The organism is Actinomycetospora aurantiaca, from assembly GCF_037401875.1.
GTDB lineage: Bacteria > Actinomycetota > Actinomycetes > Mycobacteriales > Pseudonocardiaceae > Actinomycetospora > Actinomycetospora aurantiaca.
This window is the reverse complement of the sequence record NZ_JBBEGN010000003.1, coordinates 389135-403688: the sequence shown is the minus strand read 5'-3', so window position 1 is coordinate 403688 and position 14554 is coordinate 389135. Positions and strand designations below refer to the sequence as shown.

Genomic DNA, 14554 nt, shown 5'->3' with positions numbered 1-14554 from the left:
TCCGCCGGCCGTCCACACCGCGCCGGCCAAGATCTCATCGAGTGGAGCGGAGAGGGGCACGGACCGATCGGTCCGAGGGGCAGGATGAGATCTTGTCGTGACTCGGGACCGGACGACGGTCGAGGTCGAGGTCGTCCCGCCCCCGCCGTGTGCGCCACGCACCGACGGCGCCACCCTCGGAGCGGCGCGGCCTCCGGCGGCGCTGGGTCCACGAGAGACGTGTCCGGTGCACAGGATTCCTGTGCACCAGACACGCGGGTCGCAGACCTAGCGCCGATGTAGCGTATTCGAGGCCTGGGCGTCCGGATTCGCTACGAGGTAGAGGTGGCATGCTCGAGCTGGCCGAGCCCCCGGTCGACGTCGGCGGGCGTCCGCGGGACGACCGGCAACCCGCGCCACCACAACGCGATCCCCCGACGGCGGATCGCGAGCGACACCCGCTGCGTCACCCACGGGTGGCGCAGCATCGCCCGCAGGACGTTGCGGCGGGTGGCCGGGCGGCGCCGTCCCCGCATCGTCGCGACGAAGGCGGTCTCGGGCTCCCCGTCCGAACCGGGCCGCCGCAGCACCACGGTGACCGCGAGCGTCTCCCCCGGCTCCGGGACCCGCATCCGGTACTCGCCGTCGACCGGGAAGAACGGCGAGACGTAGAAGTCCTTGTCCACGCGGGCCCGGCCGGCCGCGTCGACGTCGAGCAGGTAGTGGTGCCGCCCGCCGTAGGTGTTGTGCACCTCGGCCACCACGTCGGTCAGCGCTCCCGACGACGCATACGCCCAGTACAGCGTGATCGGGTTGAACACGGCCCCGAGCGTGCGCGGGTGGGCGAGCATGAGCACCCGCGCCGGACGGGCCCGCCCGCTCGCCGTCAGGAACGCGTCGAGGTTCTCGCGGATCGACCGGTCCGGCCGGCCCAGGTGGTCGGCGCCACGGAAGGCGATCCCGGGGAACGACGGCAGGTCGTCGAGGTCGACGAGCCAGAGGTGCATGCGGTGGGTGAAGGCGTCGGTGAGAACCTGCGAGCGCCGGTGCTCGACCACCACCTCGTAGAGCGAGCTCACCACGTCACCCCGAGCGAGGCCGCGGCCCGCACGCCCGCGGCGCAGCCGTCCTCGTGGAACCCCCACCCGTGGTAGGCACCGGCGTAGGCGAACCGCCGGTCGTTCAGGGTCGGCAGTTCCCGCTGGGCCGCGACGGACGCCGGCGTGTAGGCGGGGTGCTCGTAGTCCATCCGCGCGATCACCGTGGACGGGTCGACGCGATCGGTCGCGTTGAGCGTGACGACGTACGTCTCGTCGCCGGGCAGGCGCATCAGCCGGGTCATGTCGTAGCTGACGAGCACGCGCTCCTCCCCCGGCACCCGCAGCAGGTTCCACGACGCCCGGGCGCCCGCCGCCCGCGGGAGCACCGACGTGTCGGTGTGCAGCCACGTCTCGTTGGCCGAGTACTCGAACGCCCCGAGCACGGCCCGCTCGGCGGCGGTCGGCACGGCCAGCAGCGACAGCGCGGTCGGGGCGTGCGTCGCGACGACGACCCGGTCGAACGCGTGCGCCACGTCCGCGTCGTCGCGGACCTCGATGCCGTCGTCGTGCCGGGCGATCGTCCGCACCGGGGTCGACACCTCGACCGCCGAGAGGCCCTTCGCGGCCCTCTCCACGTAGCGCGCCGACCCGCCGACGACGGTCTTCCACTGGTGCGACCCGCCCACCGACAGCAGCCCGTGGTTCGCCAGGAACGCGAACAGGTACCGCGCCGGGTACTGCATCGACAGCTCGGCCCCCGACGACCACACCGCCGAGACGACCGGCACCGCGAACGTGTCCACGAAGTACCGCGAGAACCGGTGCCGCGCCAGGAACTCGCCGAACGTGACCTCCTCGTCGAGCTCGGTGTGGCCGTCCAGCACGCGGCGGGCGGCCCGGTGGAAGCGCAGGACCTCCGCGAGCATCCCGAGGTGGCGCGGGTTCGCGAGGTTCCGCCGCTGGGCGAACAGGCCCGCCGCCCCGCGGGCCCCCGCGTACTCCAGCCCGGTCGACTCGTCGCGCACGCTCATCGACATCTCGGAGTCCTGGGTGGCGACGCCGAGCTCCCCGAACAGGCGCAGCAGGTTCGGGTAGGTCGCCTCGTTGTGCACGATGAAGCCGGAGTCCACGCTCACGGCGTCCAGGTCGTGGGTGTGCGCGTGCCCGCCGAGACGGGCCTCGGCCTCGAAGAGCGTGACGTCGTGCGCGCGCTGCAGCAGGTACGCGGCGGTCAGACCGGCGACGCCGGCCCCGATCACGGCAACACGGTCTCGGGGCACGGTCGGGCTCCTCGGGCTCCTCAGGCGGTGAGCGGGACCGACAGCCCTCCGGGGGCGCCGGCCGCCATCGCGTTCGCGACGGCGGGGTCGAACGGTTCGAGCCCGAGCGCGGCCAGCGCGAACCGGGCCGTCAGGCCGTGCCACTCCCCCGCGCGGCGCAGCATCGCGTGGCCGTCGCCGTGGACGTCGAAGCGGGCCACCCGGTCGCTGATCGACGCGACCTGGCGGGCGAACCACAGCGACGCCCGCGGGTCGGTCATGCGTTCCCGGTCGCCGTGGGCGATCAGCAGGGTCGCGCCGGCCAGGTGCTCCCACGGCTCGTTCCGCTCGATCCACGGCGCGAGGGCGGCGATCCCGACGACGTTCGGGTCGTCCCCGACCCGCAGCGCCGCGCGGCCGCCCATCGAGTGGCCGACCAGCACGACCCGCACGTCCGCGCCGTGCCGCACCCGCACCTCGTCGAGCGCCCAGCGGGCGTCGACGACCGGGTCGAGGTCCGGCGCGTTCCAGCCCCGCACCCGGTAGCGGAGCAGGTCGGTCTCCACCCCGCGGCGTGCGGCGGACCGGGCGACGGCCTGCCCGAACGGCACCATCCGCACGTGCGAGAGCAGGAATCCGCCGGCGCCCTGGCGGCCGTCGGGACGCCCGCCGTGGAGCACCAGGACGACACCGGCGCTCCCGTCACCGGGCGGGGTCGCGGGTTCCAGGCGGGGCAGGGTCACGTCCCCATCTTCGGCCCGTTCCCGCCGGCGAGCCGCTCAGCGGCCTGAGGCGCGGGTCACCCCGCCTCGTCCCCGGTGTAGAAGGCGATCGTGCGCTCCGCGCGCGCCGCCGCGTCGTCGGGCGCGATCCCGATCGCCTCGCTCGCGGTGCCCCAGGCGTGCCCGCACGCAGCGACGAACTCGCGGCCCTCGTCGGACGTCGACCACGTCTCGACGTCCGCGGGCGCCATCGGCGCGCCGTCGAGGTACAGCGCGAGCCCGAGGATGCCGAGGTCCCAGCCGATCCCGACGGCGCTGGGCCCGTAGGTCTCCCAGAAGCCGGGGATCACCGGCGCGACGTGCGTCAGCTCGAGGCGCGCCCCTTCGCCGTCGGGCGCGAACCGCACCTCGATCCAGCTGACCTGCCCGTTGAACTCCCACGTGGCGTCGAAGCCGCGGGGCCGGTCGCACCGGGTGACGGTGCCGCTCGCGTTGCCCTCGAGCTGGTAGTGCCCGCCCTGGGCGAGGTCGCCGGAGACCGGGAGGAACCAGCGGGCGATGCGCTCCGGGTCGGTGCACGCGTCCCACAGGTCCTCGACGTCGGTCGGGTACGTGCGGTCGATCCGGGCGACGACGAGCTCCTCGCCCTCGTGCTGCCGCGTCGCGACCTCGCGCCGGGCCGCCCCGGCCTCCCGTCGAGCGTCCATCAGGGGGTCTCCTCCTCGTGGCGGCGGGCTCTCCGGCCGCGGGCGCTCTCGGTGCCGAGGGCGTCGAGGTGCGGGGTCCAGAACCGGCGGAACCGCGCGAGCCACTCGTCGACCTCGGCGAACGGTTCGGAGCGCACGGCGTAGAGCCGACGCGCCCCTTCGGGCCGGACGTGGACGAACCCGTGCTCGCGCAGGACCTTCAGGTGCTGGCTCACCGCGGGCTGGGAGATCCCGAACTCCGCCGCGACCACCTCGCCGACGCCGCCCGCCGTGCGCTCGCCGTCGGCGAGCAGCTCGAGGACCCGGCGCCGGACCGGGTCGCCGAGGACGTCGAAGGCGTGCACCCCACGAGTATCAGTCAAGCCTTATATCAGCGCAAGCTGACGTCGTAGTCCTCCTCGACGAACTCCAGCAGGTCGCCGGGCTGGCACTCCAGCACCCGGCACATCGCCTCCAGGGTGCTGAACCGCACCGCCTTGGCCCGCCCGTTCTTCAGCACCGCGACGTTCGCCGGGGTCAGCCCCACTCGCTCCGCGAACTCGCCCACGCTCATCTTCCGGCGGGCCAGCTCGACGTCGATCCGTACGACGATCGCCATCAGATCACCGCCTCGAGGTCGGGGCGCAGCACCGTCGCGTCCCGGAGCAGGCCGCGCATGACCACCAGCAGCAGGCCGATCACCGCGCCGATCAGCAGGACCACCAGGAGGGCCAGCGCGTTGCCCGGGTCGTCCGCCCGCGCGACTGCGAGGCCGCCCACCACGAGCAGCACCGTCCACGCCGCGAGGACCGCCGCGATCATCGCGTCCACCCACGGCAGCGCGCCGGGCCGGAAGATGCGGTCGTCCCGGACCAGCCCGAGCAGCCGCCACGTGCTCACCACCACGACCTGCAGGCACAGCACCCAGAACACCGCGAGCGCCGTGAGCGGCCACCGCCACGGCGCCGCGGCCGGCGACTCCTGCGCCAGGTGGGCGAACTGGCCGGGCAGGGAGAACACCTGGAGCACCAGCAGGAGCGCGAACAGGGCGACGAGGAGCCCGCGCAGCACGCGCACCACACGACGATCGAGCGACATCGCTCGATCGTCGGGCACAATCCATCGAATTCAATAGCCGAACCGGATGGCGGGCGGCCGCGAAGATCGGGCCGACACCCCCGTCGTCCGGAAGGACCCCCTCATGAAGGCCGGAGACACCGCGCCCGACTTCTCCCTCGCCGACGACACCGGGGCCACCCGGACGCTCTCGGAGCTGCTGGCGCACGGACCCGTGGTGCTGTTCTTCTACCCGCTGGCGAGCTCCGGGGGCTGCACGCAGGAGAGCTGCCACTTCCGCGACCTCGCCGCGGAGTTCGCCGCCCTCGGCGCGCAGCGGGTCGGGATCAGCGCCGACTCCGTCGAGAAGCAGCACGCGTTCTCGCAGGCCAACTCGTTCGACTACCCGCTGCTCTCCGACCCGCGCGGCGAGGTGGCGAAGCAGTTCGACGCGAAGCGGTCGTGGCTCCCGGTCATGCCGATCAAGCGCAAGACGTTCGTGATCGACACCGACCGCACGGTGCTCGAGGTGATCACGGGCGAGATGCGCTTCGACGAGCACGCCGACTCCGCGCTCGCGACGCTGCGCAAGCGCCGCGAGAGCTGAGCACCTACGTCGCGCGGGCCGGCGCGCTGCCGGGCGGCAGCGGGAAGAAACCGCTGGTCCGCGCGACGTAGTCGGCGTACCCGGGACGGTCGGACATCGACCGTTCGGTCAGCTCCTTGCCGGTGACGCCGATCAGCAGGTAGCTCATCAGGGCCGGCCCGACGACCGTGACCAGGGCGGCCGGGTGCCCCGCCGCGACCGCGAAGATCCCCCACCAGACGCAGAAGTCCCCGAAGTAGTTCGGGTGCCGCGTGTACCGCCAGAGACCGGAGTCGAGGACCTTCCCACGGTTCTCCGACCGCGCCTTGAAGCGCGCGAGCTGGGCGTCGCCCACGGACTCGAAGACGACCCCGACCAGCCACACCACGACGCCGACCACGACGAGCACGGTCACCGTCGAGGCCCGCACCGTCGCCGCGAGGACGGGCAGCGCCACCACGATCATGACGGCGGCCTGGGTCAGGTAGACCTTGCGCACGACGGTCCACGAGATCGCCCCGCCCGGCCGGTCCTCGCCGAGCATCGCGGTGTACCGCGGGTCCTCGCCCTTCCCGTGGTTGCGCCACGCGATGTAGCCGGCGAGCCGCAGCCCCCAGACCGCCGGGAGCAGCAGCGCGACGAGGCGCACGACGGGGTTCCCGACCCCGAGCAGCCCCGTCGTCACGTACGCCGCCACTGCGACCAGCACGAAGCCCAGGCCCCACGTCACGTCGACGACCGAGTGCTTCCCCACCGCCCGCGCCACCAGCAGCGTCACGACGAAGGTGACCACGACGACGCCGACGGCGACCGCCAGCACGATGCCGGCGGCCGCCCAGTCGAAGCTCATGAGGCCGGGATACCCGCCGGCTCGAAGGACGCCCGCGTCGACGGCATGCCGGAGCGTCCCGTCGTCGTGGGTCGCGCGAGGAGGATCTGGTCGACGCCCATCCGGTTCTCCTCGAACGCGAGGGCGGCACCCACGAGGTAGAGCCGCCACATGCGGGCGCCCCGCTCCCCGGCCAGGGCCACCGCGCGGTCCCAGTGCGCCTCCAGGGTCGCGATCCAGGCCCGGCAGGTCGGGACGTAGTGCTCGCGCATCACGTGGACGTCGCGGACCTCGAGCCCGGCCCGCTGGAGCAGGGTGAGCGTGTCCCCGACCGGCCGCATGACCATGTCCGGGGTCACGTAGGTCTCGATGAACGGCCCGCCGCCCGGGTGGTCGCCGGGGCGCCGGGACATCTGCTGCACGAGCGCCCGACCGCCGGGACGCACGGCCCCGAACAGGATGGAGGCGAACGTCGGGTAGTTCCCGTCGCCGACGTGCTCGCCCATCTCGATGCTGGACACGGCGTCGAACTCGCCGTAGCCCTCGATGCGTGCGGGGACGTCGCGGTAGTCGACGAGGTCGACCTGCACCCTGTCGGCCAGGACCTCGGCCCGGATCCGCTGGTTGACGTGGTCGCGCTGCTCGGTCGCGATGGTCACGCCGCGGACGTGCGCGCCGTAGTGCTTGGCGGCGTGGATCGGCAGCGAGCCCCACCCGCAGCCCACGTCGAGCAGCGTGGAGCCGGGGCCGAGTCCGAGCTTGCGGCAGATCATGTCGAGCTTGGCGTCCTGGGCGGCGCGCAGGTTCTCCGCCGTCGGTCCGGCGCCGAGGTCGGTCCAGTAGCCCGACGAGTAGGCCATGGTCGCGTCGAGGAGGAACTCGTAGAAGTCGTTGCCGAGGTCGTAGTGATGGTGGATCACCGCCCGGTCGCGCAGCTTCGAGTGCAACCTCGCGAAGCGCGGCAGCCGGATCGCCTCGGGCGGCGGCGCCGGCTTCGGCCCCAGCAGGCCGAGCCGGGCGGCGTGCGCGAGCACGCCGGGGAGCTCGGGGAGCCGGGGCTTCCGCGGCGTCACGACGCCGTCCCGCACCAGGCCCCACATCGCGGTGAGGCCCTCGCCGAGGTCGCCCTCGACGTCGAGGTCGCCGGACACGTACGCGTGCGCGAGCCCCATCTCGCCGGGCTGCCACAGCAGGCGCCGCAGGGCCCGGCGACGGTTCAGGACGACGACGGGCGCCCCCGACTCCCGGGTGGCACCGGCCTCGCTGCCGTCCCAGGCCCGGATGCGCACCGGCAACCGCCCGTCCACGAAGCGGCCTGCCACCTGCGCCACGCGTCCCGCTGCCCCGCTCATCCGGCCTCCTGCTCCTCACCGACCCGTCCGAGGGTGACCATCGCGGCGGCGGGCCCGGCGGTTCGGCAGAACTACTCATGCGGGTCCGGCGAACGAGGGGCCATGATCCGGGGCATGTCCTCCCAGGCGCCGCAGCCTCCCCTCCCCGACCCGCGACCCGCTCCCGCACCCGTCGTCGGGAAGGACGAGTACCCGCCGCCCCGGGCGCACCCGCGAGTGCGGCGCGTCGCGCAGGGACACGACCGCCGCCCGCCGGGCCGCCCGATGCGGCTGTGGCGCAAGCTCGCGATCTGGCTGCTCTACGCCCGGCGCGACCGCGGGTTCGGCTACGGCTTCGCCATCGACCTGCTCTGGCCGGTGCTCATGGCCGTCGCGCGGTGGGACTTCCGCGGCGGCCGACACGTCCCCGAGCGGGGCGGCGTGCTGCTCGCGGTCAACCACCTCGCGCACGTGGACCCGATCGTGCTCGTCTCCTACTGCATGGCGCAGGGGCGCGTGCCGCGGTTCCTCGCGATGAAGGAGCTGTGGGGGATGAAGGTCGTCGGATCGCCGCTGCGGGGCGGGCGGCACATCCCGGTCGACCGCAAGGCGTCCGGGATCGAGGCCTACCGCGCGGCGGTGGCGGCGGTGCAGCGCGGCGAGTGCGTCGTCGTCTACCCCGAGGGAGGGTTCCCGCACGAGTCCGACGGCTGGCCGCAGAAGGCGCACAGCGGGATCGCGCGGATGGCGCTGGCCACCGGTGCCCCGGTGATCCCGGTCGGCCAGTGGGGCGCGCACCACCTGATGCCCCCGACCGGGGTGAAGCTCCGGCTGTTCCCCCGGGCGACGCTGCGCGTGCTCGCGGGCGAGCCGGTGGACCTCTCCGACCTCGTCGGGCGCCAGGGGCAGCGCACGGCCCTGCAGGAGGCCACCGACCGGATCATGGGCCGGGTGACCGAGGAGCTCGCGACGCTGCGCGGCGAGGCGCCGCCGGCGGTCTCCTGACCGCCGGCGCCGCCCCTGGCACCTAACCGCTGATCTGCTTCTTCATGTCCTCCACCACGGACGGGTCGACCAGGGTGGAGGTGTCCCCCAGCTCCTCGCCCTCGGCGAGGTTCTTGAGCAGGCGGCGCATGATCTTGCCCGACCGCGTCTTCGGCAGGTCCGGGGCGAAGATCACGGTGGCCGGGCGCGCCAGCTTCCCGATCGACTGGGCCACCTGCTCGCGCAGGGCCTGCTCCAGCTCCTCGGTGCCCTGCTTGTCGCCCCGCAGCGACACGAAGGCGACGATGGCCTGCCCGGTGTCGGGGTCCTTGCGGGCCGCGACGGCGGCCTCGGCCACGTCGTCGTGCTCGACCAGGGCGCTCTCCACCTCGAAGGTCGAGAGCCGGTGGCCCGACACGTTGACGACGTCGTCCAGGCGGCCCATCAGCTGGATGTCGCCGTCGGCGTCGTACTTGGCGCCGTCGCCCGCGAAGTAGGCGTCGGAGTACTTCGACCAGTACGTCTCGCGGAAGCGCTCGTCGTCCTTGTAGAGCCCGCGCATCATGCCCGGCCACGGCGCGGTGAGCACGAGGTTGCCGGTCTGCTCGGTCCCCAGCTCGTTGCCCTCGTCGTCGCGGATCTGCGGGCGCACGCCCGGGAAGGGCTGCTGGGCGGAGCCGGGCTTCATCGTGGTGATCCCGGGCAGCGGGGTAATGAGGATGTGCCCGGTCTCGGTCTGCCACCAGGTGTCCATGATCGGCGCCTTGTCGCCGCCGACGTGGGTCCGGTACCACTCCCAGACCTCGGGGTTGATCGGCTCACCGACGCTGCCGAGGATCTTGATCGAGGAGAGGTCGTGCGCCCGGGCGTGCTGCTCGCCCCACTTCATGTGCGAGCGGATCGCGGTGGGCGAGGTGTAGAGGATCGTCACGCCGTACTTCTCGACGATCTTCCACCACACCTCCTTGTCCGGGTAGCCGGGCACGCCCTCGTAGAGCACGGACGTGCAGCCGTTCACCAGCGGCCCGTAGGTGATGTAGCTGTGCCCGGTGATCCAGCCGATGTCGGCGGCGCACCAGTAGACCGAGTCGTCCTTGACGTCGAAGACCAGGTTGTGGGTGGTCGCGACGCCGACGAGGTAGCCGGCGGTGGTGTGCACGACGCCCTTGGGCTTCCCGGTCGACCCCGACGTGTAGAGGAGGAACAGCAGGTCCTCGGACTCCATCGGCTCGCAGGGGCAGCTCTGCGCGTCGCCGGACTCGCCGTCGATCAGCTCGTCGGCGTAGACGTCCCGGTCGGACATCGGGATTTCGCCGCCGGTGCGCTTCACGACGACGACCTTCTCGACGGTCGTGCTCCCGGCCCCGTCGAGACCCTCGTCGGCGTTCGTCTTCTGGGCGGCGGTCTTGCCGCCGCGCAGGGCCTCGTCCTGGGTGATCAGGACCTTGCACTCGAGGTCGTTGCAGCGCTCGGCCACCGCCTTGCCGCTGAAGCCGCCGAAGACGACGGTGTGCGGGGCGCCGAGGCGGGCGCACGCCAGCATCGCGACCACGGCGTCGGGGATCATCTGCATGTAGATGCCGACCGGCACGCCCTTGCCCACCCCGAGCTTCTTGAGCCCGTTGGCGAAGCGGACGACCTTCTCCTGCAGCTGCGCGAACGTGATGTCGTGCGCGTCGGCCGAGTCCGGCCCGTCGTCGGGGACGACGTGCAGGGCAACCTTGTCCCCCTGGCCGTTCTCGACGTGCCGGTCGACCGCGTTGTAGCAGGCGTTGAGCTTCCCGCCGACGAACCACTTCGCGTAGGGGAGGTCCCACTCGAGGACCGTGTCGTAGTCCGAGAACCAGGTGATCCTCTCCTTGGCCTGGGAGTCCCAGAACTCCTCGAGCCCCTGCTCCTTCATCTCGGGCCGGACGTTGGCGGTCTTCGACAGCTCCGGGTCCGGCGGGTACGTGTTTCCCTGGCTCGAGCCCTGCTCCGACATCCGCTCGCCTCCGGTTCCTCGTGACTCCACGTGACTCACTGACCCGGGACGGACGCGACCCTGTGCGCAGCGTCACGACGCCGACCCGGTGGGGCAAACCCTGCCACGATCGGCGCGCCGGGGTCCCCTTCGTCCGGACGGCGTGTTCCCCGTCGGCCCGGTGTGCAACCCGTCACAGCGACCCCGCGGCCGGTGTACCGATTCGGACCCCAGACTGGCCGCCGTGATCGATCGACTCCCGGAGGCGGCCGCGCGCCTCGCCCCGGTGTTCCGCGCCGCGGGCTTCACCGTCGAGGGCGTCGCGGAGGCGCTCGGCGCCGAGGCCGGCGCCGCGCTCGACCGCGGCGAGCCGGAACCCGTCCTGCGGTGTCTCCCGGACGCCGGGGCCTTCCGCAGCCTGGTCCGCCTGTTCCTGCTCGCGGAGTCCGTGACGCCCGACGACGCGACGGCCGCCTTCGCCCCGGTGCCGGTGGACGAGCTCGTGAACTGCGAGCTGCTCCGCCGGACGCCCGACGGTGTCGCCGCCGGGCTGGACCTGCGCCCGCACGGCGACGAGCACGGGTCGTGGTGGGTGCTCTCCGACCTCGACCGCGGCGCCGACAAGGCGACCGAGCACGTCCTCGGCGCCGGTGCCGCGTCGATGTCGCTGGCCCGCGCGACCGTGCGTCGTCCGGTCGGTTCCGTCCTCGACCTGGGCGCCGGGTGCGGCGTGCAGACCCTGCACTGCTCCGGGCACGCCGCGACGCTCACCGCCACCGACGTCGCCGACCGCGCGGTCACCCTCGCCCGCGCGACCTTCGCGATCTCCGGCGTGGACGTCGAGGTCCTCACGGGCCCGTGGTGGGAGCCGGTGGCCGGGCGACGGTTCGACCAGATCGTCTGCAACCCGCCGTTCGTCCCCGGACCGCCCGCCGTCGAGCACGTCTACCGCGACGCCGGCCTCGGCGGCGACGGCGCCTCCGCGCTGCTCGTCTCGACCCTGCCCGGGTTCCTGACGGCGGACGGGGTCGGCCAGCTGCTCGCGTCCTGGCTGATCACCGGCGCCGACCTCGCGGCCGCCGACGAACCCGGCACCGGGTGGCAGACCCGGCCCCGGGCCTGGCTGGCCGACGCGGCGGCCGCCGCGGAGCCGGGCGGGCTGGACGCGTGGGTCGTGCAGCGCGACGTGGCCGACCCGGCGCTGCACGTCGGCACCTGGCTGCGCGACGCGGGCGTCGACCCCGCCTCCCCCGCCGGCCGGGCCCGCAGCGCCGAGTGGCTGGACTTCTTCGCCGAGCACGACGTCGTCGGGATCGGCTTCGGGTTCGTGACCCTGCGGCGCACGCCCCCCGGCGTCGCGGGCACCGTCGTGTGCGAGGACATGCGCCAGGCCATCGGCGACCCGCTCGGGCCGGAGGTCGAGGCGTGGCTGGACCGGGTCGCGTGGCTGCGCGACCACGAGCCCCTCGACGAACCGCTGGTGGCCCCGCCGACGACGGCGCTCGAGCGCGGCTACACCGGCGACGACGAGGGCTGGCGGCGGATCGGCGGCACGCTCGTGCGGCTCGACGGCCCGCAGTGGCGCCACGACCTGGACGAGCTCGGCGAGGCCCTGATCGCCGGGTGCCGCGGCCACCTGCCGTTCTCCGACCTCCTCGGACTGCTCGCCGTGGCCCACGGACGGGACGTCGACGAGCTCACCGCGGCGGCGGCGCCCGTGGTCCGGGAGCTGTTCCTGCACGGGCTGCTGGTGCCGCGGGCGGCGGGATGAGGGCGGCGGGATGAGGGCGGTCGTCTCCCGGGTGACGAGCGCGTCGGTCACGGTCGACGGGCAGGTCGTCGGGGAGCTGACCGCGCCGGGTCTGCTGGTGCTGCTGGGGGTCCACCGGAGCGACCCGGACCGTGCCGACACCCCGGCCGCGACGATGGCGCGCAAGCTGCACGAACTGCGGATCCTGGACGGCGAGCAGTCGGCCGCCGACACCGGCGCCGGGCTGCTCGTCGTGAGTCAGTTCACGCTCTACGGCGAGACGCGGAAGGGACGACGACCATCGTGGTCGGCGGCCGCCGCCGGACCGGAGGCCGAGCGCCTCGTCGAGGCGGTGGTCGGCGAGCTGCGGGCGCGAGGAGCAACGGTGGCCACGGGGGTGTTCGGCGCCGACATGGCGGTGGCCTCGGTGAACGACGGGCCGTTCACGGTGCTCGTGGAGGTCTGATCCGCCGGTTGCGCCGGCATGGCACGGACCACGCGTCAGGACCGTCACAAGCGGCTATCCCGGAGCGAGCCCGGTGCGCGGGAACGATCGCGCCCCACCGTGCGTTCGACCATGTGACGCGGCGCGCCAGACCAGCGCCGCGCAGGGAGGATTCCATGACGGCGACACTCGCCCCGCAGGTCGAGTCGACCCCCGACGGCGCCGAGACCTCCGAGAACCCCACGTTGCAGACCGAGGCCGAGATCCAGAGCGACCTGGATGCCCAGAGCCCCGCAGCCGACCTCGTCCGTGTGTACCTCAACGGTATCGGAAAGACCGCGCTGCTGACGGCCGCCGACGAGGTGGAGCTCGCGAAGCGCATCGAGGCGGGCGTCTACGCGACGCACCTGCTGGACACCGAGGACCTCGACGCGGCACGAGCCAAGGACCTCCGCATGGTCGCGCGCGACGGCCTCCGGGCCCGCGCGCACCTGCTGGAGGCGAACCTGCGGCTCGTCGTCTCGCTGGCCAAGCGCTACACCGGCCGCGGGATGCCCCTGCTCGACCTCATCCAGGAGGGCAACCTCGGACTGATCCGCGCGGTCGAGAAGTTCGACTACGCGAAGGGCTTCAAGTTCTCGACCTACGCGACGTGGTGGATCCGGCAGGCCATCACCCGCGGCATGGCCGACCAGGCCCGCACCATCCGCCTGCCCGTCCACCTGGTCGAGCAGGTGAACAAGCTGGCCCGCATCAAGCGCGACCTGCACCAGACCCTCGGGCGTGAGGCCACGAACGAGGAGCTGGCCGAGGAGTCGGGCCTGGCCGTCGAGAAGGTCGCCGACCTGCTCGACCACAGCCGCGACCCGGTGAGCCTGGACATGCCGGTCGGGTCCGAGGAGGAGGCCCCGCTCGGGGACTTCATCGAGGACGCCGAGGCCACCGACGCCGAGTCGACGGTCATCTCCGGCCTGCTCCACGACGACATGCGCCGCGTCATCGCGACGCTGGACGAGCGCGAGCAGAACGTGATCCGGCTGCGCTACGGCCTCGACGACGGGCAGCCGCGCACGCTCGACCAGATCGGCAAGCGCTTCGGACTCTCCCGTGAGCGCGTCCGCCAGATCGAGCGCGAGGTCATGTCCAAGCTCCGCGAGGGCGACCGCGCGCGGCGGCTCAAGGCCTACGCCGCGAGCTGACGGGTCGCGCCCGCCGAACGCCGGTTCGGCTGCGGGCGATGCGATGGCACGGGAGCTTGACCCCTCCGTCCGGGGAGGGGCATGCTCCCTCCAGCGCAGGCTTGTGACCTGACACACGCCGGGACGGCGGTACCGCCCCCGGCTCCACCCACCTCGGCAGCCGATGACGGCTGCCCGGCCACGAGGGGCCGGGACGGCCCGGGGCCGTCCCGGTTTCTCGACCTCCTACCGCTGCTCGCCGGTGAGCACCACGCGCCGCTGCCCCAGGTCCGCGTCCAACGGCAGCTCGAACGCCGGGTAGCGCAGCTCCCGCGTGCACGGCCCGCTCGACGTGGTCGTCTGCGTGACGCGGACCGTCACCGCCTCCGCCGTCTGCTCGACCACGGCCGCCGTCGCCTCGGTGCACCCGCCGGCCCGCCCGTACACCCCGACGGTGCGGTCGTCGCGGGTCCAGACCAGCGTCGGGAAGCCCGCCGGCAGACCCGTCGTCGTCACCCGGGACGCCTCGAGCGCCGTGCCGCCGGGCGGCGGGTCGGCGACCAGCGGATCCACCGGCACCGGCGGCGTCGAGGTGCCGCCGGGCGGCGCGCCCGTGGGCAGGGACGAGGGGGACGACGGCGGGGTCGGCGGGTTCGGCGTATTGGAGCCCCCGGAGGAGCACCCGGCCGCGAACAGCACGACGGTGGCCAGCAGCACGATCATCCCGACGGCACGCATCGCCCGGC

General features: G+C 73.4%; 16 protein-coding genes. 5 read left to right on the top strand and 11 right to left on the bottom strand.

Annotated features, from left to right (window positions below; all coding sequences use genetic code 11):
• Positions 1–311: 311 nt before the first annotated feature.
• Genes WCD74_RS09745 through WCD74_RS09715 form a run of 7 tightly spaced genes read right to left on the bottom strand, consistent with a single transcriptional unit; the run spans position 312 to position 4784 of the window.
• Positions 312–1058, bottom strand: coding sequence for a DUF1365 domain-containing protein (locus tag WCD74_RS09745; protein ID WP_337694645.1), 747 nt, complete (start codon positions 1056–1058; stop codon positions 312–314).
• Positions 1055–2299 carry an NAD(P)/FAD-dependent oxidoreductase gene (locus WCD74_RS09740; RefSeq protein WP_337694644.1) on the bottom strand — a complete coding sequence of 415 codons (1245 nt, stop codon included), beginning with the start codon at positions 2297–2299 and terminating at the stop codon, positions 1055–1057. The genes WCD74_RS09745 and WCD74_RS09740 overlap by 4 nt, the downstream gene beginning before the upstream one ends.
• 20 nt (positions 2300–2319) lie before the next feature.
• A complete protein-coding gene (locus tag WCD74_RS09735) occupies positions 2320–3021 on the bottom strand; it encodes an alpha/beta fold hydrolase (protein ID WP_337694643.1) in 702 nt (233 codons plus the stop codon).
• A 56-nt stretch (positions 3022–3077) separates the two neighbouring features.
• Positions 3078–3707 (bottom strand): SRPBCC family protein, encoded by a 630-nt coding sequence (locus WCD74_RS09730; RefSeq protein ID WP_337694642.1) that lies wholly within the window; start codon positions 3705–3707, stop codon positions 3078–3080.
• Positions 3707–4051 (bottom strand): ArsR/SmtB family transcription factor, encoded by a 345-nt coding sequence (locus WCD74_RS09725; protein WP_337694641.1) that lies wholly within the window; start codon positions 4049–4051, stop codon positions 3707–3709. The genes WCD74_RS09730 and WCD74_RS09725 overlap by 1 nt, the downstream gene beginning before the upstream one ends.
• A 26-nt stretch (positions 4052–4077) precedes the next feature.
• A complete protein-coding gene (locus WCD74_RS09720; protein WP_337694640.1) occupies positions 4078–4305 on the bottom strand; it encodes a helix-turn-helix domain-containing protein in 228 nt (75 codons plus the stop codon).
• Complete coding sequence (locus WCD74_RS09715) at positions 4305–4784, bottom strand: DUF2975 domain-containing protein (RefSeq protein ID WP_337694639.1); 480 nt, start codon at positions 4782–4784, stop codon at positions 4305–4307. Before WCD74_RS09715 ends, WCD74_RS09720 begins: the two co-directional genes overlap by 1 nt.
• Before the next feature lie 103 nt (positions 4785–4887).
• Here WCD74_RS09715 and WCD74_RS09710 point away from each other — a divergent pair, with 103 nt between their 5' ends.
• Positions 4888–5349: a peroxiredoxin gene (locus WCD74_RS09710; RefSeq protein ID WP_337694638.1), complete on the top strand. Its 462-nt coding sequence runs from the start codon at positions 4888–4890 to the stop codon at positions 5347–5349.
• A 4-nt stretch (positions 5350–5353) separates the two neighbouring features.
• On the opposite strand, the gene WCD74_RS09705 is transcribed toward WCD74_RS09710, so the two are convergent.
• Complete coding sequence (locus WCD74_RS09705; protein WP_337694637.1) at positions 5354–6178, bottom strand: DUF1295 domain-containing protein; 825 nt, start codon at positions 6176–6178, stop codon at positions 5354–5356.
• A complete protein-coding gene (locus WCD74_RS09700) occupies positions 6175–7509 on the bottom strand; it encodes a class I SAM-dependent methyltransferase (RefSeq protein WP_337694636.1) in 1335 nt (444 codons plus the stop codon). The genes WCD74_RS09705 and WCD74_RS09700 overlap by 4 nt, the downstream gene beginning before the upstream one ends.
• A gap of 114 nt (positions 7510–7623) precedes the next feature.
• On the opposite strand from WCD74_RS09700, the gene WCD74_RS09695 reads away from it, so the two are divergent.
• Complete coding sequence (locus WCD74_RS09695; protein ID WP_337694635.1) at positions 7624–8493, top strand: lysophospholipid acyltransferase family protein; 870 nt, start codon at positions 7624–7626, stop codon at positions 8491–8493.
• A gap of 22 nt (positions 8494–8515) precedes the next feature.
• Here WCD74_RS09695 and acs read toward each other — a convergent pair whose 3' ends face one another.
• Complete coding sequence (gene acs, locus WCD74_RS09690; RefSeq protein ID WP_337694634.1) at positions 8516–10456, bottom strand: acetate--CoA ligase; 1941 nt, start codon at positions 10454–10456, stop codon at positions 8516–8518.
• 223 nt (positions 10457–10679) lie between these two features.
• Between acs and WCD74_RS09685 the strand changes: the two genes are divergently transcribed.
• The 3 genes from WCD74_RS09685 to WCD74_RS09675 all read left to right on the top strand — a co-directional run bounded on the left by WCD74_RS09685 (position 10680) and on the right by WCD74_RS09675 (position 13829).
• Complete coding sequence (locus tag WCD74_RS09685) at positions 10680–12206, top strand: DUF7782 domain-containing protein (protein ID WP_337694633.1); 1527 nt, start codon at positions 10680–10682, stop codon at positions 12204–12206.
• A 10-nt stretch (positions 12207–12216) separates the two neighbouring features.
• On the top strand, positions 12217–12651 hold the full coding sequence (gene dtd, locus WCD74_RS09680; protein WP_337694632.1) for a D-aminoacyl-tRNA deacylase: 435 nt from the start codon (positions 12217–12219) through the stop codon (positions 12649–12651).
• Positions 12652–12806: 155 nt separating this feature from the next.
• On the top strand, positions 12807–13829 hold the full coding sequence (locus tag WCD74_RS09675) for a sigma-70 family RNA polymerase sigma factor (protein ID WP_337694631.1): 1023 nt from the start codon (positions 12807–12809) through the stop codon (positions 13827–13829).
• Positions 13830–14054: 225 nt separating this feature from the next.
• Here the strand turns inward: WCD74_RS09675 and WCD74_RS09670 are convergent, their stop codons facing one another.
• Complete coding sequence (locus tag WCD74_RS09670) at positions 14055–14546, bottom strand: hypothetical protein (RefSeq protein ID WP_337694630.1); 492 nt, start codon at positions 14544–14546, stop codon at positions 14055–14057.
• Positions 14547–14554 lie beyond the last annotated feature (8 nt).